General features: G+C 59.3%; 19 protein-coding genes and 1 pseudogene. All 20 read right to left on the bottom strand.

Annotated features, from left to right (window positions below):
• Window positions 1–11: 11 nt before the first annotated feature.
• Window positions 12–3257: a hypothetical protein gene (locus tag E0E41_RS16030; RefSeq protein ID WP_130870910.1), complete on the bottom strand. Its 3246-nt coding sequence runs from the start codon at window positions 3255–3257 to the stop codon at window positions 12–14.
• A gap of 38 nt (window positions 3258–3295) precedes the next feature.
• Entirely contained in the window at window positions 3296–3982 is a 687-nt protein-coding gene (locus tag E0E41_RS16025) for a prolipoprotein diacylglyceryl transferase family protein (RefSeq protein ID WP_130870909.1), read from the bottom strand.
• Window positions 3983–4068: 86 nt separating this feature from the next.
• Window positions 4069–5112: a type IV pilin protein gene (locus E0E41_RS16020; protein WP_130870908.1), complete on the bottom strand. Its 1044-nt coding sequence runs from the start codon at window positions 5110–5112 to the stop codon at window positions 4069–4071.
• Window positions 5113–5143: 31 nt separating this feature from the next.
• Window positions 5144–6178, bottom strand: a complete 1035-nt coding sequence (locus E0E41_RS16015; RefSeq protein WP_130870907.1) for a CHAP domain-containing protein — start codon at window positions 6176–6178, stop codon at window positions 5144–5146.
• A complete protein-coding gene (locus E0E41_RS16010) occupies window positions 6175–6822 on the bottom strand; it encodes a hypothetical protein (protein ID WP_130870906.1) in 648 nt (215 codons plus the stop codon). Before E0E41_RS16010 ends, E0E41_RS16015 begins: the two co-directional genes overlap by 4 nt.
• Window positions 6819–7205: a type IV pilus modification PilV family protein gene (locus tag E0E41_RS16005; RefSeq protein ID WP_130870905.1), complete on the bottom strand. Its 387-nt coding sequence runs from the start codon at window positions 7203–7205 to the stop codon at window positions 6819–6821. Before E0E41_RS16005 ends, E0E41_RS16010 begins: the two co-directional genes overlap by 4 nt.
• Before the next feature lie 14 nt (window positions 7206–7219).
• A complete protein-coding gene (locus tag E0E41_RS16000) occupies window positions 7220–7912 on the bottom strand; it encodes a hypothetical protein (RefSeq protein WP_130870904.1) in 693 nt (230 codons plus the stop codon).
• Entirely contained in the window at window positions 7909–10710 is a 2802-nt protein-coding gene (locus E0E41_RS15995) for a hypothetical protein (protein ID WP_130870903.1), read from the bottom strand. Before E0E41_RS15995 ends, E0E41_RS16000 begins: the two co-directional genes overlap by 4 nt.
• 82 nt (window positions 10711–10792) lie before the next feature.
• Window positions 10793–11548: a prepilin peptidase gene (locus E0E41_RS15990; protein WP_130870902.1), complete on the bottom strand. Its 756-nt coding sequence runs from the start codon at window positions 11546–11548 to the stop codon at window positions 10793–10795.
• Between the two features lie 86 nt (window positions 11549–11634).
• A complete protein-coding gene (locus E0E41_RS15985) occupies window positions 11635–12060 on the bottom strand; it encodes a type IV pilin protein (protein WP_130870901.1) in 426 nt (141 codons plus the stop codon).
• Between the two features lie 103 nt (window positions 12061–12163).
• The gene (locus E0E41_RS15980) at window positions 12164–13381 is read right to left on the bottom strand and encodes a type II secretion system F family protein (protein WP_130870900.1); all 1218 of its coding nucleotides are present in this window, start codon (window positions 13379–13381) and stop codon (window positions 12164–12166) included.
• A 27-nt stretch (window positions 13382–13408) separates the two neighbouring features.
• Entirely contained in the window at window positions 13409–14458 is a 1050-nt protein-coding gene (locus E0E41_RS15975) for a type IV pilus twitching motility protein PilT (RefSeq protein WP_130870899.1), read from the bottom strand.
• Window positions 14455–16164 (bottom strand): GspE/PulE family protein, encoded by a 1710-nt coding sequence (locus E0E41_RS15970; protein WP_130870898.1) that lies wholly within the window; start codon window positions 16162–16164, stop codon window positions 14455–14457. Before E0E41_RS15970 ends, E0E41_RS15975 begins: the two co-directional genes overlap by 4 nt.
• 173 nt (window positions 16165–16337) lie before the next feature.
• Window positions 16338–19088, bottom strand: coding sequence for an S-layer homology domain-containing protein (locus E0E41_RS15965; protein ID WP_130870897.1), 2751 nt, complete (start codon window positions 19086–19088; stop codon window positions 16338–16340).
• Between the two features lie 24 nt (window positions 19089–19112).
• On the bottom strand, window positions 19113–20024 hold the full coding sequence (locus E0E41_RS15960) for a zinc-ribbon domain-containing protein (RefSeq protein WP_242623876.1): 912 nt from the start codon (window positions 20022–20024) through the stop codon (window positions 19113–19115).
• Between the two features lie 36 nt (window positions 20025–20060).
• A pseudogene (locus E0E41_RS19185) lies at window positions 20061–20252 on the bottom strand (zinc-ribbon domain-containing protein); the annotation flags it as partial.
• A 387-nt stretch (window positions 20253–20639) separates the two neighbouring features.
• Window positions 20640–21482 carry a tyrosine-type recombinase/integrase gene (locus E0E41_RS15955; protein ID WP_130870895.1) on the bottom strand — a complete coding sequence of 281 codons (843 nt, stop codon included), beginning with the start codon at window positions 21480–21482 and terminating at the stop codon, window positions 20640–20642.
• A gap of 132 nt (window positions 21483–21614) precedes the next feature.
• Window positions 21615–22781, bottom strand: a complete 1167-nt coding sequence (locus tag E0E41_RS15950; protein ID WP_130870894.1) for a pyridoxal phosphate-dependent aminotransferase — start codon at window positions 22779–22781, stop codon at window positions 21615–21617.
• 11 nt (window positions 22782–22792) lie between these two features.
• Entirely contained in the window at window positions 22793–23236 is a 444-nt protein-coding gene (locus E0E41_RS15945; RefSeq protein WP_130870893.1) for an ACT domain-containing protein, read from the bottom strand.
• Between the two features lie 15 nt (window positions 23237–23251).
• Complete coding sequence (locus tag E0E41_RS15940) at window positions 23252–24553, bottom strand: phenylacetate--CoA ligase family protein (protein WP_130870892.1); 1302 nt, start codon at window positions 24551–24553, stop codon at window positions 23252–23254.
• Window positions 24554–24562: the final 9 nt, after the last annotated feature.

The raw sequence follows: 24562 nt of genomic DNA, 5'->3' as shown, positions 1-24562 counted from the left end.
TCTCCCCCCACTCAGTTGATAGAATTCCAGGCGGTCTGAAGGCCGTTTTTCTCCAGGAAGGCGTCAATGACCGCTTTCTCGTCCTCAGTAGCATCACTACTGTTGTAATACTGTTTCAGCGCCCACAGGTAGTTCAGATTTCTGGGCACGCTCTCAACTACCGTATTATCCTGGAACTTCAGCAGGGCATAGATGTCGTAATACTTGGTGAATTCCGAAGGCTGATCTGCGCCGATATTGATGAGGGTACCGCGCAGAATGTACGGGTTCTCCTCACTGCGGTCCGGATATTCCCCGATCTCCTGGCTTGCAGATCTATTAGGATACTGCTCGCTCCACCAGCCCGGTCGAACTATATTACTTTCTACCACCTTAAAGCCCATATCCTTCAGCAGCTGCACCACAGTGGAGCTGCCCCGGAAGGTGGCACCAAAGTCCATGTCGCACTGACCGTTGGCCCGGAAGTGGAACTCGTAGCTGGTCACCGACATGTTGTACCGGTGGAAGGACAGCTCATTTTCATTCTGGTAGGACACATAGCGGCGGACTTTGCCGCCGGCAAGCCGGTAAGTCTCATGGGCCACCGCCACCTTGCCGCTCACATAGCCCTTGATCCTGCCATAAGTTTCGCCGTACTCATATCCATCCGTGGTACTGTCCATACCGTAGAGGGTGGCGCCCTCGTTGATGGTCAGCTCACTGGTCAGGGTAACCGTGTGGCCGTTCAGGTCCAGGTACAAGTCTTTGTCGATGGCAAATCCGGGCTCGGTGGAATCCGCCAGCAGTTGGATGTAGGGCAAGCCTTTGTCATCCGCCGCATTTTCAGACTTGGTACCAGCGTCATAGAGCGTCAATGCCTCTGCCAGGGTCTCGTATGCGCCGGCTTTAGCGCCGTTGACGATTTGGGCTGCATGACTATGGGCGCCAGTGTACCACTTATCACACTCTGCGCAGTAAGAATAGGCGGTTCCGCCTGTGGCCCCTGCGGTCTCGGTGTATTCATATGCCGTACCAGCATACCGCTCCCCGTTGTGCAGCTCGGCGGAGGTAACCGGAATATCATGGTATGTCATGCTGGTGCCACTTTGTGTAGCCTGATAGGTAAGCACATTCGTACTCGCATTATTGAATACGATCTTTCCGGTATTCTCACTGCTAATGATGTTCGCGCCGCCTGCCGTGGTATAAAAACCGCCATTTGCTATGACTGTCCCGTTTACATCCACTGTTACATCTATAAGGTCAGCCTCTGTCCTTTTTGTCGTGCTGCCATTCACAGTAGAATAGCCCACCACGACCAGTTTTGTTGTTGCAGTGGCATAATTTTGATCCCATTGATCTTGATCGTATACAAAGATATTTTTATCTTTTTCGATGTTCAAAACTGCCCCCTGGTCAATTTTCAATTCCGCCCCCGGCAAAAGCGCCAGATCCTGCTTTATGGAAGCGGTACCGCTCTTCAGGTGAATGACAATATTACTGTTCACAGGCAATACAAAATCGCCAGACGCCAAGGTCGCCACGCCCAAATCCAACGTAATGGGCGCAATGGAAATATCCCCCGTCACGTCGATCTGCAGTTGATCGGTCTCAGGAATATATTGCTTTGTAATTGTACCGCTGTTATCGAACATGCCACCGTCACCAATAAAGGTAGCACTGGCAGGCCACGAGGATCCCGACATATTAGGAGCCGCAAATACCACTTCAGAAGACCCTGCTTCCATCTGAAGTTTTGCCTCAACATTCTGTACATAATACTGGGATACAGGGAAAACTCTTTGCTCCGCACTAGCCATAGATAGTGTAGCGCTACCTCCACGCCAGTTCCGGATTTGGAAACACTCATAGACAGTCGATCCGGGAGTTGCCACAACTGTACCGTCACCCGCAATATAACCCCACGCGTACAGATTTGAGTTGGATTCCAACGTAATCTTACTGTTCTCCTCCATCATAATTTTGCCATAGGGGCCGGCAGGCGTTCCGTTCCAAGAGTCAGCGTTCTGTCCCACAGAGCTAACCTGGGCGCTGACACTGATCGCACTGTCAGCTTCTACCGTAATGGAGGTGCCGTCGGCCATTGTCAGCGTTCGATACGGACTGGGACTTGGATGAGAACCATATATCGTTTCCGGTGTTTTGGTATAGCAGGTACCGGCCTCATCAAATGGGATCAACAGTGTAACATCCATCGGAACGATATAATTTACACCGCCGTCCTCAGTAGGCTTGACATATTGCCCACCATAGCCTGGGATTACAGCACTATCCAGAAGCGTTCCTGGCAAAGTATAATCTTGTGCCAATTTTACAATTTTATCCGTCCCCATATCCGCGGCAAGCATTGCGTCTTCCCAATACTGATAATACGTGCTTCCCACTTGGAAATGTCCTGAAGTATTTGATGTCAGTTCCTGGCCAGCAGGCAAAATAAGCGGATAAAGAATTGTTGGGCCTTTTAACGTCAACACGTTTCCGTTCAGAATTTCGCCCGTTGAAAGCCGCCAGCCGTACAACTCATAGCCTTCCGGCAGGTCATCTGTCAGCGCCAAAGTTATTTCGGTCATTACACTGTACTCTTTGGTCACTGCCGAGCTGGCATTTTTGTCAACTACTATCTTTTCTCCATCTGTTGTTGTAAACGTATAGCCAGCATACATAGAGGGAACAGCCGTTAGCTCTGCCACATTTACTTCTTCAGTTTTAATCGTCAGTACATTGGTTATTGCAGAAGATGTTTCACTATCTTCTGCTGTTCGGTTTGCTTGGATTTTGACTATAAAGCTTCCGCCAACCCCAATCACATCCCCCTGATGCGCCGATATGATTGCAGAAGGCTCCGAATTTGACAATGCAGTAAGTTTAAGTGCAGAATTCGAAGTGTTTTTAATAGTCACAATTAAGGTCATTGATGCCGCATAATAGTTTTTAGCGTCACAGCCCTCCCCCTCTGTGTAAAACGCGGATGTCCTGGCCGTCATTGTTACATCATTACCGCCTGCAGCAGCCGGAGCAGACGTGACCGTACCTGTGCAAGTGTCAGTCTCACCGGCTGGATCCAACTTGGTAGACAATGCCTGCCCTTCATCTCCAACCAAGGTCCACGTATAGCTATAATCCAATAGATTCTCAGCAATTGTTCCGTTCCCACTCCCCGTCGTGGTGGCCGCAAACGCTACCACCGTCAGTATCATAAGCGGTACTAATAAGGCCAATGTGAGCGACAGATAACGCTTCAACAGACTTTTCAGCAAAACTATTCACCCCTCTGCCAAATTTTTTCTATCTTTTTTTATAATCTGCCGGTTGCTTTTTTTGCTCTGTCCTTTAACTCCCAGTAGAGGCCCAGCCCCAAGACAAAGGAAAATAATGCCAGCCCTCGATCCTCAAATAAATAGTCCCGATACCGGTTGCCCCACATCATGACCTCAGTAAAACGGATAACTGAGTAGAGCATAAAATATGTTGGAAGCATGGTTCCACGGATACGGACTTTTCTGATCCAAAGATAAAAGATAATTCCTATTGCAACGTTCAGGATACATGTAATCTCCCTTACAGGCCAGCGTAACACCTCACTGTGAAACAGTGGCAACCCATAACAGCATCCTTTTGCAATGCAGTAGAGCCGAACCCCCGCCACTACAAAAGGCATGACCACCGCAAACACATCAAATACATCTCGCCAATCCTTTTTTAGCCACTTTGCTGCAACCAGAAACCAAAGTGGCATAAAGAAAATCAAGCCCTGATGCTGAAATGTCCACCGCGGGAAATATGCGATATCATGGATGACTCCAAACACGATGATTGAAATAAATCCTGTTGCGACAAAAGCCACCGATAAAACAGCAACGCGCCGTAGTGTAAGTTGAAGCCGGTCCCGCAAGAGCCAAAGGAGCACACCCACCAATGGAATGCAGCTGACCGCGAGTATTGGGACCGTATAGGTTTTAAAGATCATCAGCAGGGTTTCCATCTATGCTTCCTCCAAAGTAATTACTAGGGTATCATAGCTGCTATGAGCACTCCGCAACAGATATTTCGGAGGGGGCATATCTGTCTTTACTTAGATCCGTTTGCCAGGATGGCTTGAAGCAACGCCAGAGTTGTATCGTTGTTGAACGCATTAGGGTCTGTAATATCAAACTTATCAGCATTATCATTTACTAGCTGTAAAGCACCTAAATAGCCATTCATATCAGAAAGAACATTCTTTTCCGATGTACCGCTCATATACTCGTTCATGCCAGAGTCATCTTTCATCTTTTCAAACAAAGTCAAGACATCGCTGATGCTTTCCGGCTTTTTAGCATACTCCGTTTTAAAGCTCTCACTGGCATACTTCGAGTTGGCATATCCGGTCATAACACCATAGATCAGTGCAGCAGACGGCAGTTCACCGTATTCGGACATCACGTTTGCTATATTTCCTCTCTGTACTTCATTAAGAATCGCATTAGAATCCATTCCAGACGCCTTGGAGGCCACATACAGTACTACTGCATTCGCCACTTCTTCCGGAGTGGAAGCATCGGTTAGACCATATGTGCTTTTAAATGCATCGTAGTCGTCTATAAAACCTGCCAAACTATTGCCACCGGCCAGCCAGCTGCTGAACATACCGGTTAGATCTCCCACCGACTGAAGCAATTCTTCCTCGTTCCCATAGAAATTGGACTGGATGTAGTCCTGCACCATCTGCTTCTGCTCTTCTGTCAATTCAATGATTTGCCCCGGCAGCTTAATGGTGCCATAAACAGAACTGTTTGCATACGCATCCGTGCGGTACTTCACAGTATGTTCCCAATCAGAACCAAAAGCATCGGTCATCCACTGGTCAATAACCTCAGGATTTGCACCGCCTGCGGTGGAACCAGTGGTGGTAACCGTCACAATACCGGTAACGCCAGGATCCTGGTAACTGCCCAGCGCTCCAGCATAAATAATATCCTTATACAGCGTCTCGTCCACAGCCTGGTTTGCCTTCTGGACATACCCCGCGTAGGCCACGCCGCCCACGCCGGCCAGAATGCCCAGGATGGCAATGACCACGATCAGCTCCACCAGAGTGAAGCCGCCGTTTTCCCTCAGCTTACTTCTCTTCATGTTCGTTTCCTCCTCATTGTTCTGTCTATCTTCACGGCTCTGTCGGTTGTTCCGTTGATTTCCAGTCCAAAATGCCGTAGCCCACGATCAGGCTGCTTCCCAACGGGTAGACATGCAGGCGGACCCTGCCGCCGCTGTTGCCCTCAATGGTGTAGAACACCCCGTTGGCCTCGTCCACGTAAAAGACCGCGCCTACATGGGCCGGGTCGTCTCCGCCGCTCCAGTCAAAGAACACCAGGTCGCCGGGGATCGGCGTATATCCATCCGTCCGGCCCATCCAGCGGCCTCTTGCTTCAAACCAGGCCTTGCCTTCATCCACATCCGCAAATCTGGGGACCTCGTTCAGATAGGACTTACCATCCTTCTCCGCCTCCTGCTGGATCTTGTCCAGCCCCCAGGACAGAAAGCAGGCGCACCAGGGGGTATCCTGGTTCCAGCCGGGATGTCCGTCACAGCCGCCGATATACCACTCGGAAAAATAGAGGTATGGATCTTCCGGGCCTCGCTCCAGGATCTGGCCCTGGCTGCCGTACTGGGTAGCCAGGGTGAGCAGCAGGGCCGCCCGGCCCGGCTCGTCGCCGGTGGTCAGCTTCACCTGGTCCAGCAGGGCGTCCTGGTTGACCGCGCTCTGGGTCACCGCCGTGCGGCACAGGCTGCTGGCCGCATAGCTCTCGCCCCCCGTCTCCAGGGCGACGGTGAGCAGCTTCTCCTCGGACAGCTCCGCCGTGGCGGAGGAGACGTCCTCCATCAGCACCGCGCCGCCGGCGGTAGTCAGGGTGCCTGACCCGGCGTTATAGGACAACAATGCCGTGTTGTCCTCATCCAGCAGCATCCAATCCTGGTCGCCCACCGTCTTCACGCTGTTGACCTTGCCGTCGTCGGTGAGCCGCTCCACCAGGGTGAGTACCATGTGGGCCGTCTGCTGGACGCTCAGGCCGTCCTGTGTGTTCCGCTCGATCCGCAGGCCGGTGAGCAGCACCGTCATGGCCGCCCCGATCACCAGGGTGGTACACAGCATCACCACCACCAGCTCCAGCAGGGTGAAGCCCTCCTGATGCCTTCTCATAGGCCTCCCCCTCCCTCCGGCTCCGCCGCCTGCACCTGGTAGTCGTCATAGGACAGCTGGGCGGAGGTCACCGTGTAGTCGTATACCGTAGATGTAACAATGGTCGGCAGCCCGGTGTCCGGGTCCTCAGGGCCTTCTTCCTCCACGGTCCGTGAGGTAATCTTCACAATCAGGGTCATCCGCAGCGCGGCGCTGACTTGCTGATCATCCTCCCCGGTCTGAATCTTCGTCACAAAGCTTCCGGTATATTCCCCCGGAGCTTCCTCAACCTCCTCCCAGCGATCATCGGGAGACAGCACATCATCTTTCTTCTGGACCACCGTAAGGCCGGTCACAGCACTATCCGGTTCCTCCATGGACTGGATCAAGGCACTGTACTGATTTTCCAGGCTGGTCCATACAGCACCCATGCTGTCCAAGCCGTCACCGCTCCAGCTCACGGCGGCGGAGTTATCCAGCAGCCGGGCCGCCGCCTGCTCCACCACGCCCTCGGCGGCGTAGCGCTGCCGGTCGTTTTCCAGCGCGTTCCACTGGGTCCTGACCCCGCTGAGGGCAAAGCCGCAGATGGCCGTGCAGGCCAGGCTCAGCAGGACCACCACCACCAGCACATAGATGAGGACATAGCCCTCCGTTCCCTTTTTCACGGGGCGTCCCCCCCTTCCGGGTCGGACGCCGCCGGGCGGATCCAGGTGGTCACGGACACGTCAGGTTCGGCGGTGCTGGTCACGGTAACCTCGTAGGCCGGATAGGCTGAATAGTCCGGATCACCCTCCGCAGGCTGTTCCGCGGTCACTGTGACCCCGGAGAGGGCGCTGAAATCAGCGTCCTCCGCGATCCCGCTTGCCATCAGGGTCTCCACGGCACTGGTGACCTGGAGCCTGGCCTGGAGCAGGGCGTCGCTGCGCTGGCTCAGCCGGGCGGCCAGCACCAGCGCCCCGCACAGAGGCGCGGTCACCAGCCCCAGGATGGTGATGGCGGCCAGCACCTCAATGAGGGAGAAGCCCGCCGTTCCCGTTGTCCGCTTCATGGTGCACCTTCTTATTAGTCAAAGATGTTGCTCTTGCCGGTGTCCGGCATATCCACCACCGGGATGTGGTACTCCAGCAGGTCGGAGTCCAGCAGGTAGTTCAGCAGGGTGAAGGTGCCGGTCACCGCGTCGTCGCTCCAGTACAGGCTGGCGTACTGGATGGAGGTGAGAGGCACCTCCTCCGTGCCCAGATAGCGGATCATCTCCTTCACCCGGTCATAGGGGCCGGAGAAGTAGACCGTGATGGTCTGCCCGCTCAGGATGGCCCCGTCGCTCAGGGTCAGCAGCGGGGTGTCGGTACCAAAGGAATAGGTGATGTCCACGCCGAACTTGTCCAGAAAGATCTGGTGCAGGTCCTGGCTGTAGCCCAGCTCGCCGCTGTCGTCCGTGCCGAAGGCGTCTTCCAGGCCCAGCAGGTAGATGAGCTGGTCCTCCTCCTTCATCTGGGAGGGAAAGTGCTGGTACAGCTCCAGACGGCTGTCCTCGATCTCCTGCGTGGCCGTCTGGATGTCCTCCTCCAGGTCGGCGGGGTACTTCAGAGCCTCTGTCAGGCTGGCCTGGAGCACCGAGATGTTGCCATCCAGCGTCAGCTTCTGCATCTCGTACTCCGCCCTGCCGGGCAGATACACCAGCAGCACCACCAGGAGGGCAATCACCGCCAGTATCAGCGCCAGCACAATTTTCCAGTATTTTGCAAGCGTACTCACGGCGCCACCTCCAGCTTCTCCACTTTGGCCTCATTGGACAGGCCCTTGCGCTCCAGCTCGGCGTCGATCAGCGCCTGCTTGTACTCCAGCGTTACGGTGAAATAGATCCGCTTGTCGTCCGGATCGGTGGTCTGACCGGCGCCCGTCCCGGCGCCGGTGCCCGTCCCGGTGCCGCCGGGCAGGGTGGGCAGCCACTGGTTCAGCAGGTCCTCCAGTCCGCCAGTCCCCGTACCTGTCTGGCCGGGGACGAGCTGGTTCAGATACTGCTCCAGATACTCCTGGATGGCCTGGTCCGATGCCCCGATCTTGTCGTTGATCATCTGCTCCAAATACTGCTGCAGCAGCTCCTGGCTCAGCAGGCCGCCGCCGGAGCCGCCAGGCATCATATCGTTCCGGATGGAGTCAAAGACCTCCTCCACCTTGTCCTTGTTGGGCGTGTCCGGCACATTGCCGTGGATCAGGTCGTCCAGCAGCTTGTCCTCGTCCAGGGAGCCCGCATCGGGATCGGGCTCCTGCATCTTCATCTCTACCGCCAGGTAGTAGGCATACCGCTTTTCCAGCGCCGGATCGGTGCGCATCAGCCGCTCGGTGGCCGCCAGGGTCTCCTCGTCCTTGGTGAGAATCTTCAGCAGCTCCGGCATTACGGTATCCAGGTCCGCGTCGCCCTGGGCGAGGACCACGTCCATCAGAGAGCTGTCCCACAGATCGTCGGCGATATATCCATAGAGGATCTCCGTTCCCACCGGCCGGTCCACGTCCTCCTTGAATACCAGCCAGAAGCGGTACAGGGCGATGGGGTCGTTGTTCAGCATATTCTCCAGGGCCGCCTTGCGCTGGGCAAAAGTGGCCTTGGCCAGCAGCTGGTCCAGGGTGTAGCTGGTGGAGGGGGGATTGCCGTAAGCCTCCTCCAGTGCCTCCAGCTGCTCGGGAGTCAGGTTCTCCAGGGTGGCCAGCAGCTCCTCCCGGGTGATCAGGCCGTTATCCAGGGCGTATTGCAGCAGGTCGGCGTAGTCCGTGGAGCCGGATTCCTGGGATGCCTGCTCAAACAGGTCCTGGAGCTCCCCCAGGTCCAGGGCGCTGCCCTCGGTGGGGGGAGCCTCCGTTCCTGCGGCCTGGAGCCCCTCCGTCTGGGCGGGGTCGGTCTGAGCGGAATCGGTCTGCTCCGTCCCGTCCTCACCCTGCTGCTCCTGAGCCAAAGTCTGCTGGTACTCCTCCAGGGAGGGGAGCATGGAGGCCGCCGTCACCGCGTTGGCCGGCCCGATGCTGATGCCGGACACCTGGCCCAGGTCGGCGTACTGCAGCTTCCGCAGGGCGGTGAGCAGATAGGCCGCCTCCTCCTTGTCCGCGCAGGCGAACTGGAGGGCCACGCCCTCGTTGGCGATGCCGATGTCGGTGACGCTGGTATTGGTGGGCAGGATGTTCTCCAGCTCCTCCAGCATCAGCACCAGATTGTTGTTGTATGTACGCAGGGCCTGGAACAGGGTGTCCCAGTCCTGGCTGTAATCGTCGTAAAGCTGGCTATAGGTCTGGTAGTCGGCCGCGCTGGTCCCCGCCTGGCTGAGCTGGGTCTGGAGCGAGCTGCGGGTGGATTCCAGCCCGGCCAGCTCAGAGCTCCACAGAGCCCGGGAGCCGAAGGTGAGCAGCAGGGAGGCGGTGAGGATCACGCCACCGCCCAGCACCAGGGCATACTGCCAGATCTGATCCAGCTGCCCACCGGCGCCCTTGACCCGGTTCAGCTCCGGCATACCGAAGTCCAGCCGTCCCCGGGCCGCGCCCAGACACAGGCACCACTCCGGGCCCCGGGTACACTGCCAGATCTGCATGGGCAGGGAAAGGGCCAGGCCGAGATTTCCGGCATAGAGGTCGTCGGCGGCCAGGGTGCCGCACAGGAAGGCCTCCGTCACGGTGCCCCGTCCGCCCTCCCGGGCGTCGAAATACTCCAGCACCATTTGGGCCTCGTTCATCTCGTCGGCGCCGCTCCCCCGGAGCAGAAGCCGCTGCAGCTTCACCTGTCCGTCCTGCACAAAGGTCATCAGCAGGTGCTCCGGCTCGGCCATCAGATAGAGCGCGGCCTCCCCCCCGGACTGCTCCGGTTCCTCCGGCGCCAGCACGGCCGCCGCCGTGCCGCCCCGGCCGCTCTCGCCGCCCGGGGCCGCCAGCTGCTGGAGCTGCTCCTTGTTTTTCTGAAGCCGGCGCCCCCCGGCGGCGTGCTTCGCGGATGTCTCGGCCCTGCGGCGGGGCACGGCATAGCCCACACCGATGGCCGCCGCCAGGCTGGCGCCGCAGTAGTCCACCGCCGCCACAGAGAGGCCGCAGCCGTTGACCAGGGCATAATATTGGGCCAGCAGAGCCACCGGCACCGCCCACAGCTGGACGGACAGCTGCTCGTTGCCCTCCTCATCGGTGACGGGGCCCACCGGCGTCCACACCATGTGGTACTCCTCCACCGCCACGGGGAAATACAGGTCCATGTTGGCGGCAAGCAGCTTGCCCAGCTGCCGGGGCGGGGTCACCGGAACGGTAGCCACCTCGGAGATGATCTGGGTGGAGCACAGTGTGACCACCGCCCGCCGGGTCCGCTTGAACTCCGGGGCTTCCAGCAGGGTTTTCAGCGCCGCCTGCACCGCCTCCGGGTCCCTGATAAAGCCGTCCTCCACCGCCCCTTCCGGCAGCGGCGCCGATGCGCAGGCCTGGAGCGGATGCTGGGCATCCGCTCCAGGAGCCGCCAGAGCCACCCGGAGGGTCTTACTGTTCAGCTGGATTACCAGGGCCCGCCCCGGTCGCTTTCCATTGCTCATGTCGCTCTCCTTCCTCTTGCTGTGGAGATGGCACAGCCATCCGCCGGTGCGAATGGTTCTGCCAGCCCCACGGCCAGTCTCTCTATAGTCCGAACAGGCCCAGATAGGCCGAAATGATCCCCTCGCCCGCCAGCGCGGAGACCCAGATGCCAAATGCCAGATAGGGGCCGAAGGCCAGCTTCCGCCCCGCTCCTCTTTTCATACGCACGGTGTGGATCACCGTGCCCGTCAGGCTGCCGATCAGCATGGCCAGCAAAATCCTGGGCCAGCCCAGCAGCAAACCGGCCGCCGCCATCAGCTTCACGTCTCCCAGGCCCAGGCCCTTGCCGCCGGTCAGGAACCACAGCAGCAGGAACAGCAGGCTCACCGAACAGCCCCCGATGACATAGAGGGGCCAGTTCGCCGGATCGCCCGCCAGCTGGACCGCGCCCAGCAGGGCGATGACCAGATTCAGGCCGTTGGGGATCTCAAAGGTGCGCCAGTCGATGACCGCCAGCACCAGCAGCAGGGAACACAGGGCGCAGTACAGGCCCAGGCGCAGCCAGTCCCCCCAGAACAGCAGGCCGGTGAGCAGCCACATGCCGCCGTTGATGGCCTCGATCACGGGGTATTGGGCGGACAGCTTCACGCCGCAGCCCCGGCATTTGCCGCCCTGGAGCAGCCAGCTCGCCAGCGGGATCAGCTCGTACCAGCGCAGCCTGCGGCCGCAGGTCATGCAGTGGGAGGGGGTGCGCACAAATTCCTCCCCCTTGGGGATCCGGTAGATCAATACGTTGCAGAAGCTGCCCACGCACAGGCCCGCCAGGGTCAGGAAGATGAGGGTCATGGCCTGAAGCATGGAAAAGCTCCTTTCGGAAAAATTTTAGGGGTCCCCGCCCGGGTGATAGGACCCAGGCGGGGAAGCATACAGATCTAAGAATGTACTTAGGATGCTTTCCACTCAAGGGTTGTACTTTCCCAAGTAGCCGTCTTTCCGTCAAAACTAGAGTTGTCAGTAGTTTTATCCCAATTGTTGATTTTACCGCTGGTAATGTTGTTTGCATAAGTTGACAGATCGCCTTCATCCAAGTTATAGCCAGTAGGGCCGCCAGTGGTGGTAACAGTAATGACACCATCGCTACTGACCACAATCTTAGTGACGTTCGCACCATCCTCAGTTGCTACACTCTGCGCTACTGTCACCAGCGTGGACAGTTCAGAGAGCACTTTGGCGTCATTTGCTTTCTTGATGTATCCGGTATAGGTCGGCACCGCCACGGCGGCCAGGATGCCCAGGATGGCGATGACAACGATCAGCTCAACCAGAGTGAAGCCGGCCTTTTCCGCCATTTTCTGTCTGAACTTCTTCATGGGGATCAGATCCTTTCTCTCATCTGTCAATGTTTCATCTATATTGCCGCCGCCGCCGGAAGTTCGCCTATCCGTGTTCCGGCAGGGGCGATAATATACCAAATTACAGGTATTGGTCGTAGGCGTGGGTCATGCTGAGCATGGGCAGGAAGATGGACAGCACGATGATGATGACGAACACCGCCATGAACAGGATGATGGCGGGCTCCATCAGGGCCAGCAGCTTCTGGGTGGCGTCCTGGACCTCCTCGTCATAGTAGTCGGCCACCTTTTCCATCATGTCCTGCAGGTCGCCGCTCTCCTCGCCGATGCCCGTCATGTTGCACACCATGGGGGGAAAGAGGCCGGTGTCGGTCAGGCCCACGTTGAGGGGGATGCCCTGGGTCACCATGGTGCGGACCGACCGCACGCCCTCCTCGTAGTAGATGTTCTTCATATTCCGGGCGGCCAGCTCCAGCGCGTCGGTCAGGGTCAGGCCGGAGGCCAGCAGCAGGGACATGGTGCGGCAGAAGGTGGCGCAGGCCGACCGGACGGTGAGCCGTCCCACCACCGGCAGCTTCCGGGCCAGCAGTCCGAAAAAGTGCCTGCCTTTTGAGGTCCTGTTGAACAAGATCCCGCCGATCACCAGCGCCGCCAGCACCGCCAGCAGCAGCCACCACCAGTCCACGAACCAGTCGCTCACCGCCATCACGCCCCTGGTCAGGGCGGGCAGCTCCACGTCCATTTCGGTAAAGGTCTGGAGGAACTGGGGAATGATCTTGGTCATCATCACGATGAGCACGATGATCATGACCACCACCAAGATACAGGGGTAGATCATCACCTTGCCCACCGCGGCCCGGGTCCGCTTGGATTTGACGAAGTAGGCCTCCATCTGCCGGAAGGATTCCTCCAGGTTGCCCGATTCCTCACCGGCGGCCACCATGTTCACCAGCATGTTGGGAAAGATCCGCCGGTGCTTCCGCATGGCGCCCGCCAGGGTGGCGCCCTTCTCAATGTCCGCCTGCATCTCCCGGATGGCGGCGGCCAGTTTCTTGTTTTCCGTCTGCTGGCCCAGCATGGACAGCACAGTGGAGATCGGCACGCCCGCCCGCAGGATGGAGAGGAACTGCCGGCAGAACACCGCCATATCCTTGGGCTTGGGGTTGCCCAGGAAGGGCAGCTCGATGTCCCGGTTCAGGGCGTTGAGCTCCCTGATTTCCAGGATGGTATAACCGGCTCCCCGGAGGGAGGCCTTTGCCATGTCCAGCGACGAGGCCTCCACGGAATCCTTGACCCGCCGGCCCGTCTGGCTGATGGCGATATAGCTGAATGAGGGCATTGTTGCGCTGCCTCCCTATGGAAAGAATCAACGGATACGCTGCAGGATCCGGGGATCATTGGCGGCCGCGGAGGCCGCCTCCAGGGACACCTCTCCGGAGCGGACCAGCTCCGCCAGGGCGTCGTCCAGCAGGATCATGCCCATTCCCTTGCCCGTCTGCATGGTGCTGGCGATCTGGAAGGACTTGTTCTGCCGGATCAGGCTGCGCACCGCAGGGGTGCCCACCATGACCTCAAAGGCCGCCCGGCGGCCGTCGCCGATCCGGGGCAGCAGCGTCTGGCCGATGGCGCATTCCAGCACGTCGGCCAGCTGGATGCGTACCTGCTCCTGCTGGCTGGCGGGAAAGACGTCCACGATACGGTCCACCGTGTTGGCCGCCCCCTTGGTGTGGAGGGTGCCGAACACCAGGTGGCCGGTCTCGGCGGCGGTGATGGCGGTGGAGATGGTCTCCAGATCCCGCATCTCGCCCACCAGGATCACGTCTGGGTCCTGCCGCAGGGCGGCCCGGAGGCCGGCGGCGAAGCTGCCGGTATCCACCCCCACCTCCCGCTGGTTGATCACGCAGCGGTCCCGCTGGTGGATATACTCAATGGGGTTTTCCAGGGTAATGATGTGCCGCCGGGCCGTGTGGTTGATGTGGTCCAGCAGGGCCGCCAGAGTGGAGCTTTTGCCCGAGCCGGTGGGGCCGGTAATGAGCACCAGCCCCCGGGGCTTTTCCGCCTGCTCCACGATGATCCGGGGCAGATCCAGCTCCTCCGCCGTGGGGACCCGCAGCGGCAGCAGACGCAGGGCGATGGCGGTATGTCTGCACTGGCGATAGATATTGCACCGCAGGCGGATGTGCTGGTGGAAGGTAACGGCAAAGTCGATCTCCCCCACCTTTTGCAGGCTCTCGATCTGCTGGGGGGTGGCCAGCTCCTCCGCCGCCTGGACCACGTCCTGCTCTGTCAGCGGCTCTCCCGCCTCATTCAGCAGTTCACCGTCCACCCGAAGTACCGGGGAAAGGCCCACCGTCAGGTGGATATCGGAGGCGTTGGTGGCTGCCGCCCGCCCCATGAGCGATTCCAGGTCAATCATGCAAGCTCCTCCTGCGCGTTCTGGTCCTCCACGCTGATGCGCTGCATTTCGCTCAGGGAGGTGACCCCCTCCAGCACCAGCCGGCGGGCATTGTCCCGCATGGTCACCATTCCCTCCCGGATGGCCTCCTGCCGCAGCTCGTCGGTGGAGCGCCGCCGGGCGATCATGGTGCGCAGGGCGGTGGTGATCTCCATGACCTCATAAACGCCGATGCGGTCAAAATAGCCCGTCCCGCCGCAGCGCCGGCAGCCTACCGGCTCGCTGAGGGAGGTGGACGCCCACTGCTCCCGGGGCAGGCCCAGATATTCCGCCTCGTGCTCCAGAATGGGCCGTGTCCGCTTGCAGTTGGGGCACAAACGCCGCACCAGCCGCTGGGCGATGATGCCCACCGTGGCGTCGGCGATCAGATAGCTCTCCACACCCATGTCCAGCAGGCGGGTGATGCTGCTGGCGGTGTCGTTGGTGTGCAGGGTGCTCACCACCAGGTGGCCGGTGATGGAGGCCTGTACGGCGATGGAGGCGGTCTCGCCGTCCCGGATCTCGCCGATCATGATGATGTCCGGGTCCTGGCGGAGGATGGAGCGCAGGGCGTTGGCAAAGGTCAGGTCGGCCTTGGGATTGACCTGTACCTGGTTGATGCCCTCGATGTTGGCCTCCACAGGGTCCTCTACCGTGACGATATTCACCTTGTCGCTGTTGAGCTCATTGAGGGCGGTGTACAGCGTGGTGGACTTGCCGGAGCCGGTGGGGCCGGTGACCAGCACGATGCCGTTGGGCTTTTTCAGGATGTGGTCGAATTTGACCAGGTCCTCCGGGGTGAGGCCCAGCACCCGCTTGCTGCGGCTGAGGGCCTTCTTCTGGGCCAGCCGGAGCACGCACTTTTCGCCGTACACCGTGGGCAGGGTGGACACGCGCACATCGTACTCCCGCCGGTCCACGGTAGTGGAAAAGCGGCCGTCCTGGGGCTTGCGCTTTTCCGAAATATCCAGGCCGCTGATGATCTTCACACGGGCCACAATGGCAGGCAGCAGCCGCAGGTCGTAAGCGGCGGTGGAATACAGGACGCCGTCCACCCGGAACCGCACCCGGACCCGGTCCGGCCCGGCCTCGATGTGGACGTCGGAGGCCCGCTGACGCACCGCCTGCTCCACCAGAGAGGTGACCAGCACCACCACCGGGGAGGAATTCACATCCTCCTGAAGCAGCTGTTCCTCCACCGAGGCGTCCGTCTCCGTGCTCTGGGTGTACTGTTCGGCGGCCTCCTGGATCTCCTCCGTACCATAGTAACGGTCGATGGACAGCAGAATGTCCGCCGTGGTGGCCAGATAGGGCCGCACCCGGCACTTGCTGCTGATGGACACCACGTCCCGGCCCTTCATGTTCATCGGGTCGTTGATGGCGACCCGCAGCACACCGCTGTCCTCCGGGTCGAAGGCAAATGGAATCACCACATACTCCCGCAGCAGATCCGGCCGCACCAGCTGCCGTACCTCCAGCGGGATCTGGTTCTCATACAGCCGCACGGTGGGGATGTGGGAGATGGCGGACAACGCCTCTATGATCTGTTCCTCCGGCAGGATACCGTGCTCCAGCAGCAGCTCACGCACCGACTTGCGGGTGGCCCGCTGCTCCTCCCACAGTTTGTTGGCCTGCCCCTGATCCAGATATTCGTGTTTTACCAGATAGTTGAGCAGTTTCTCGTTCAACGGCTTGTCCTCCTTTGGGCGGTTGGGAATCCCCGGTCAGAACAAACGGGCCAAAGTCGGAGCGCTCCGGCTTTGGCCCATATGCTCCGATCCGGCTGACCCGGGGGGCGGGAACCCGCCCCCCGGCATCCGGAAGGTCATCTCGGGATCATTTGCTCGGAAAGTTGCTATGATTATGCCACTTCAACCACCAGGTGGAAGGTGAAGGTACGGGCATTGTACTGCACCGTGATCTCCATGCCCTCGCCGGCAAAGCTGTTGAGGGTGAGGGTCCGCAGCCCGTCCTGACCGATCAGGTCGGCCAGAGCCTGGCAGGCCTCCACGGTGGTGGATGCGTTCTGGATATCGGCCAGAGCCGCCTTGTTCAGGGTCACGCCGTTGATGGTGACGGAGGCACCGGCGGGCAGGCGGCCGATCAGGTTGGTCACCCGGTTCACCAGGCTGTCGCCCCGGCCGGCAATGGCGTTCTGGAAGCCGGGCTTATCCAGCAGGGTGGCCAGGTTGCCCAGCTGCAGATCCTTCATGGTGTCCACCTTCTGCAGCTTCAGGGCCTTCTCCAGATAGGTGTAATAGTTGGTGTCCTCCAGGGCGTTCCGCACCAGCTTATCCACCTCGGTCCGCATGGCGGGAGCGGCAGCGCCGGTGTAGTTCATGGCAGTGCCGCCAACGTCGGCGCGCCACTGATCGCTGACCACGGCCAGAACATAGTTCAGAACCGCCTCATTGTCGATATTGGCAAACTCAATGCTGATGGTGTTGTCCTGCAGGGTCTCCAGCAGATGCTCCGGAGTGACGCTCTTGCCCAGGGCATCCATCATCCAGTCGGACAGCTTCGCGTCCAGCTGGCCCAGCACGTACTCGCCGGCCTTCTGGGCCACGTCGTCCACCAGCTTATACACCGCGTCGTTCACATAGGCGGCGTTGGGGTCCTGCTCCCAGTAGATCTTGAACAGGGGGCTGTTGGCCAGGTCGTCCAGATCCATGTTGGCCTTCTGCCAGGTGCTCATGGCAGGCTTGATGTACAGCTTGTCGGCCTGATCCTGGTCGGCGGCCATACCGATGGTCACCATGGTGGAGGTCAGGTCCTGGAAGGTCTGGTTGTCGGTAAACTTCTCCACGGTGGAGTCGATCCGGCCCTCCAGCTCGTCCTTCACGGCGGTACTGCTCAGAGCGGCCTTCACCACCGCGTCCAGCTGCTCCTCGTACTCAGCCTGGACAGCCTCGGTCACGTTCAGCTTCACATAGCTCTGGCTGTTGAATTTGTACTCGATCAGCTCGCCGCCGTTCAGAACCACCTTCAGGGTCACGGGGTAAGTGTGGGGATACGGATTGGTATCGGCACCATGGGCGGCGTTGTCGGAGAACTTGAAGGTAACAGTACCCGCCATCTCCACCTTGTTGGTGTAGGAGGTGTAGCTCTTCAGGTCGGCATACAGGTCCTTGGCCAGGGCCACGCCGATCTTCTTCACGGCGTCCCGGCGGCCGCCCACCAGGGTGGTCTGGGTGTCGACCTTGACAGTCACGGTCTCGCTGCCGGCGGAAACGGTCACGTCGCCGGTGTAGTACACACCGTTCTCATCCTTGAAGTTGGCCCACAGGGGCTTGGCCATGCTGACGACCTTGTCGTAAACCTGGTCCTTGATCTCCTGCAGGGTCTTGTCGGTAATGGTGATGCCCAGATAGGATTCCATCTCGTCCACAATGTCGTCGATGGCGCTCTCGACCTCGTCCTGGGCGGGCTTGTCATCGGTCAGGATCTGGCAGGCAAACGTAGCGGCCTTCTCGATCACCGCCACCACCAGGTCCTGGGAAATCTCAGCGCTGCCGCTGACGGTCTGGGTGCGGACGTCGCCGTTTCTGACGCTGTTGAACACCAGCCGGTCCATCTCCACGGAGCTGTTGGCATAGCTGGCGTCGGTCTTGCCGGTGTCCACATACTGGGCGTTGATCTGATCCATGACCGCCTTGACAGACTGGCCGATGTAGTCCTTGGCGTCAATCCACTGGGCATACAGGGTCATGTCGCCGGTGGCGGTGTACTCGGTGGAAGGAGCGTAGGCATCGCCGGTGCCGTCCGCCTTGGCGTTCCAGTTCACGAAAACCTTACCCTCGGAGGTGGGAGCCGCCATGGTGGTAAAGGTCTTCTCAGTGCTGGTGTTGCTGGCAGTGGTCACCGTGCCGAGGGTCTCGGTGCCGTCCATGAAGGTGATGGTGTAGCTGGTGGCAGTCACACCGCCGCCGCCACCGCCGCCGCCGGAGGGAACCTGGCCCTCGGTGGTCAGCAGGGACAGACGGTAGATCATGGCCGCCACTTCCGCACGGCTGGCGTCGGCCTTGGGTTTGAAGCTGCCGTCGCCGGTGCCGTACACCAGGCCGTAAGCCACACAGCTCTCCACCGCGTTCTTGGCGTATGCGCTGATCTCATTTGCGTCGGGGAAATCAATGGCATTCGCAGTTTTCTTAAAGGTCTTCTTCTGGCTGGTCTCCAGATAGCTGATGAACCGGGCCATGGCGGCGCACATATCCTCGCGGGTGATCTTCTGCTCGGGGTTAAACTTGTTGCCGCCGATGCCGTTTACGATGCCCTTCTCCACGGCCCAGTCCACCGCGGCGGTGTACCAGGTGTTGGCAGGCACATCAGTAAAGGGCGATACCGTGGCGTCACCGGTCTCACCGGCCACCCGGGACACCGCGGTGACAAACATGGCGCGGGTCATGGTCACCTCGGGGGAGAAGGTAGCAGCGCTGGTCCCCTGGAAGTATTCCTTGTCCGCCACGTACTTGACGTAGTCGTAATACCAGCTGTCCTCTTTGACATCGGTGAATGTCTTGACGTCAACAGCCATCACTGTTGCAGGCATCAAAGACAACGCCACAGCAAAAGCAAGCAGCGCACCAAAAATCCGTTGTCGCATTCGTTTCATTTTGCCGTCCTCCTGTTAGTTTCCTCATTTTATATGTTGGCTTCCCCAGAGGCTGTGCGCCGCCTCCGGTTCCGCCGTCATATACCGTTGATAGGGTCTCTGCCTGACCTTTCCGGCACAGACCGGACAGCCGCATCGCTTCGGCCCTGTCCGGATATGGATCACGGTCTTCCACACATGCCCTTGCGGGCATTGCCACCAGACCTTCTGATGGGAGCCCACCGTCACCATGGCCGGCGTCAATGTACCATTCAGCGTGGGATGCCACTGGGCCGCGATAGCGGGTTCCCGCGTGGCCAGATCGTTGAAACCAGGCAGTACCTTTTTCCCTGCACAGTAGGGGCAGTCGGAACCCCGCATCGTCCGGGATGATACCGCCGCCCGGTAAACATGTCCCCTGTCACATCGCCACCAGACCCGCCGGTTGCTGTATGGGGAGACCTGATCCGGCCGCAGACTGCCGTTGCGCTCCGTTTCCCATTGCGCGGCAATCTGTGGAAAGCGGCTGAGCAGATCGTTCTCGCCCGGGATCACCACCTTGCCTCCGCAGACCGGACACCCGCTGTTTCCGTTGACCCGGGCGGACACCTGGGCCTGCCATTCATGGCCCTTTTCACACCGCCACCACACTTTTCGGTGGGTACCCGCCAGCACGTCCTCCGGCCGCAGGGTCCCGTTTTTCGTGGGATGCCATTGGCGGCTCAGTTCGGGATACCTAGTTGCCAGGTCATTCTCGCCCTGCTCAAGGGCGCGATTGGCGCAGACAGGACAGCCGCAGCCGCTGACACGCGACTTGATTACCGCCTGCCATTCATGGCCCTTCTCGCACCGCCACCACACCTTTTTGTGGCTGCCGGGAAGGACCTGCTCCGGCGTCAGCGGAAGATTCCTGACCGGATCCCATTCCTTTGCCAAGTCTGGGAATAATGTGCCCAAATCTGTTTTTCCCGGTATGGCTCGCTTGCCCGCGCAATAGGGACATTCCGTATGATTGTTGGTGCGGGATGTGACGGACACCTTCCAAGTGTGTCCCTCGAGACAGCGCCACCAGACCTCTCGCTTGCTCCCGTAACTCACCCCGCCGGGTGTCAAATCCCCGTTCTTTTCCGGATCCCACTGTTCCAGCAGCTCCCGCTGCCCGGTACGTTCGCAATAGTCCTGCAATGTCTCACGTATATTCCCCCACCTCCCGGTTCTCTTCCTCCTTAATCGCGCGGGTCGCTGGTTCTCTCTTTTTTGACAGAATACATATTCTGTTACATCGTCCTCCTACTGTATTGCATGGTTTTATTAGAAAAAACTTCAAATTATTTGAATGCATGCGGTAAAAAAGAAAAACGCCATGGAAACTCATGGCGTTACAGTTAAATATTGGGTTTTATAAACCTGTGTATACGCACGGAGCAAATCCGCGCGCTATTTTGCTGCGCTGAAACCGGAAGAGGGTTGATTTATTGGTTTGCGAATGGTAAAATACACTATGTCAAAGTATGGGAGATATGTGCCGTCATCCATAGAGTAGACAGAATATGTATTCTGTCCAGTTCCCATTCAGGACAACAGCCTCAGCCCTTCCATGGTCCTGGTGTACTCCATTCCGGTGGAAATCAGATAAATCCGCGTTGTTTCAATGCTGGAATGTCCCAGCACGTCCGCCAGGCCTGCCACGTCCCGGCACGCCTGATAAAAGCTTCTTGCAAAAAGATGCCGCAGGTTATGGGGAAACACTTTCTCCGGCTCCACCCCTGCTTTTGTACAGACTCTTTTCATTTCCGCCCAGATCTGTTTTCTGGACATCCCCCTTCCGCTTCTGGTGAGAAAGATCTCGCCGGAAGCGATTTTCATTTTCTTCGCGTATTTCAACAGCTTTCTGCACAGCTTGGATGGGATCAGAATGGTGCGGATCTTTCCCTTCAGCGCCACCTCCGCCCTCCCGCAGCGGACCGCCTCCACCGTCAGATAGCACACCTCACTGACCCGGATCCCTGTGGCGCAGATGCTCTCCATCAGCAGGCCCAGCCGCTCCTTGCCCTGGCTCTGCGCCGCAGACAGCAGCCGCAGGTACTCCTCCCGGCTCAAGTCCCGCCCGGCTTCCCGAAACAGCTTGCGCTGGATCTTCAGATGCCTGACACAGCACTCTTCCGCGCCGAGAAGTTGCAGAAAGCGGTCCAGCGCTGTCAGCTTTCCGTTGACCGTGGACGGTGCGCAGTGCTCCAGCAGCTTCTTTTTCCAATGTGCAACAGCAGTTTTGGTCAGATCAGCATTATCTAAAAACAGAGCGAATTGACGTACATTCAGCATGTACTTTTCAATAGTGGCTGCACTGCGCTCTTCTTCCAGAAGCCGGGTCTGAAACGCATTCAGCTGCGCTTCTGTGATCGTATATTCTCTCATGTTGTTCTCCTTTCCATTATCCCTTTACTTTCAAATGCTTTTGCTTTTCATTATAACATAATATCACGCTGAAAAAAGGACAGAGGCCCGGTAAATACCGGACTTCTGTCCCTTTTTGCATATTAAGGCGGTTTACGCCATCTTGTTCCCGATGTCCGCCAGACGGTCCAGAGCGGCCAGCAGGGTCTCGTCCTTCTTGGCAAAGTGCATGCGCACGATATTGCGCACGTCCTCCTTGAAGAAGGAGGTGCCGGGCACCACGGCCACACCCACCTTCCTGGCCATCTCCTCGCAGAACTCCACGTCGGTCTGGCCCTTCTTCAGATAGGGGCCGATATCCGCCAGGACAAAGTAGGTGCCCTGGGGGTCGGTGAAGGGGATGCCGATGTTCCGCAGGCCGTCGGTAAACAGCTGCTTCATGTGGGCGTAGTGGGCGCCGAACTCCTCATAGTAGCTGTCCGGCATCTCCAGGCCGGCGATGGCGGCCTCCATCAGGGGGGAGGGGGCGCCCACGGCATTGAAATCGTGGTACTGCTTGATCTTGTCCATGATGGGCTGGGGAGCGATGGCGTAGCCCAGCCGCCAGCCGGTGATGGAGTAGGTCTTGGACAGGGAGGAGCAGGAGATGGTCCGCTCCCACATGCCGGGCATGTTGCACATGTACAGGTGCTTGTGGGGGGCGTAGACGATGTGCTCATACACCTCGTCCATGATGGCGTACACGTCGTACTTGACGCACAGCTCCGCGATCAGCTTCAGCTCTTCCTCGGTGAACACCTTGCCGCTGGGGTTGGATGGGTTGCAGATGAGAATGGCCTTGGGGTGCTGCCTGAAGGCGTCCTCCAGCACGTTGGGATCAAAGTTGAACTGGGGCGGGATCAGGGGCACAAAGATGGGCTCGCAGTCGGCGAAGAGGATCTGGGCCCGGTAGTTCTCAAAGTAGGGGGAGAAGAGCACCACCTTGTCCCCGGGGTTGGTGAGGGCGAAGATAGAGTCCACCATGGCCTCGGTGGAGCCGATGGTCACCACCATCTCGGTCTCCGGGTCGATGTCCCGGCCCATGAAGCGCTTGCACTTCTTCGATAAGGCCCGGCGGAAGTTGGGGGCTCCCATGGTGATGGGGTACTGGTGGGGCCCCTCATAGGCCACCTGGGCCAGCCGGTCCAGCAGGGCCTTGGGGGGATCGAAGTCGGGGAATCCCTGGGCCAGATTGATGGCATCGTTGGCGATGGCGATGCGGGTCATCCGGCGGATGACGGAGTCGGTGAAATATTGGGTCTTGCTGCTCATGGGCTGCATAGCGTATTACCTCATTTCTGTTCGTCTAGGATGCCCAGCTCGCCGTGGAGAGCGGGAGGCATGCCGTTGTCCTTCAGCAGGTTGGCCAGCTTGTCCAGGTCGGCCACCCGGAAGATCATGCAGGCCCGGCCCTGGACCTGCCCGAACACGGAGTAGACATACTCCACGTCGATATTCTCCTTGGCCAGCAGGGTGAGGATCTTCCCCAACGCACCCGGCTCGTCGGGCACGGTCACCGCCAGCACGGGGGTCATGGACAGGATGAAGCCGTGCTCCAGCAGCAGGGACGCCGCCTTCTGGGGCCGGTCCACGATCATGCGCAGCACGCCGTAGTCGCTGGTCTCGGCAATGTGGAGGGCCCGCATATTGATCTGGTTGTCGGCCAGAATGGTGGTGATCTCTGCCAGCTGCCCCGCCCGATTCTCCAGGAAAACGGAAATCTGTTGGATGGTCATATGCTCGCTCCTCCCTTAAATCTTCCGCTTGTCGATGACACGGACCGCCTTGCCCTCGGAGCGCTGGATGGACTTGGGGGCCACCAGCCGCACCTTGGCGTAGATGCCCAGCATGGCCTTCAGGGCGGCCACCACCTGCTTTTCCTTCTCCGCCACCTGGCTCAGCTGGTCGGAGAACATCTCCGGCGTCATCTCCACCAGCACCTCCATGGTGTCGGTGTTGTTGACCCGGTCCACGATGATCTGGTAGTTGGGCGCAAAGCTCTGGCCCAGCAGCACGGTCTCGATCTGGGACGGGAACACGTTGACGCCCTTGATGATGAGCATGTCGTCGCTGCGGCCCATGGGCTTGCTCATCTTGATGTGGGTGCGGCCGCAGGGGCAGTCCTCATGGTGGAGGACGCAGATGTCCCGGGTGCGGTAGCGCAGCAGGGGGAATGCCTCCTTGGTGATGGAGGTGAACACCAGCTCGCCCTTGGACCCCTCGGGGAGCACCTCGCCGGTGGCGGGGTCGATGATCTCGGCGATGAAGTGGTCCTCGTTGATGTGCATGCCGGTCTGGGCGGAGCACTCGAAGGACACGCCGGGACCGGACAGCTCGGTAAGGCCGTAGATGTCGTAGGCCTTGATGCCCATGGTCTCCTCAATGTTCCGCCGCATCTCCTGGCTCCAGGCCTCGGCGCCGAAGATGCCCGCCTTCAGGGGGATCTGGTCGGGGGTGAGGCCCATCTCCTTCATGGTCTCCGCCAGATAGGCGGCGTAGGAGGGGGTGCAGCACAGGATGGTGGCGGACAGGTCCCGGATGAACATGATCTGCCGCTCGGTGTTGCCGGAGGAGGTGGGGATGGTGAGGCAGCCCACCTTGTGGGAGCCGCCGTTGAGGCCGGGTCCGCCGGTAAACAGGCCGTAGCCGTAGCTCACCTGGCACACGTCCTCATTGGTGCCGCCGGCGGCCACGATAGCCCGGGCGCAGCAGTCCTCCCACAGGTCGATGTCGTGCTGGGTATAGAAGGCCACCACCCGCTTGCCGGTTGTGCCCGAGGTGGACTGGATGCGGACGCAGTCCTTCAGGGGCCGGGCCAGCAGACCGTAGGGGTAGGCCTGCCGCAGGTCCTCCTTGCTGACAAAGGGCAGCTTGCTGAGGTCGTCCACCCCTTTGATATCCTCGGGGGTGAGCCCCTTCTCCTCCATCTTCTTCCGGTAGTAGGGCACGTTGTCCCACACATTGTGGACCTGCTTCACCAGCCGCTCGTCCTGCCAGGCACGGATCTGCTCCCGGCTGGCGCACTCGATTTCCTTCTGATAGTAACGCTCCATGCTGTTCTC

The organism is Intestinimonas massiliensis (ex Afouda et al. 2020) (assembly GCF_900626285.1).
In the GTDB taxonomy this organism is placed as follows: Bacteria; Bacillota; Clostridia; order Oscillospirales; family Oscillospiraceae; genus Flavonifractor; species Flavonifractor massiliensis_A.
Note: the sequence above shows the minus strand (reverse complement) of the source record. Positions and strands in the feature narration are given on the sequence as shown.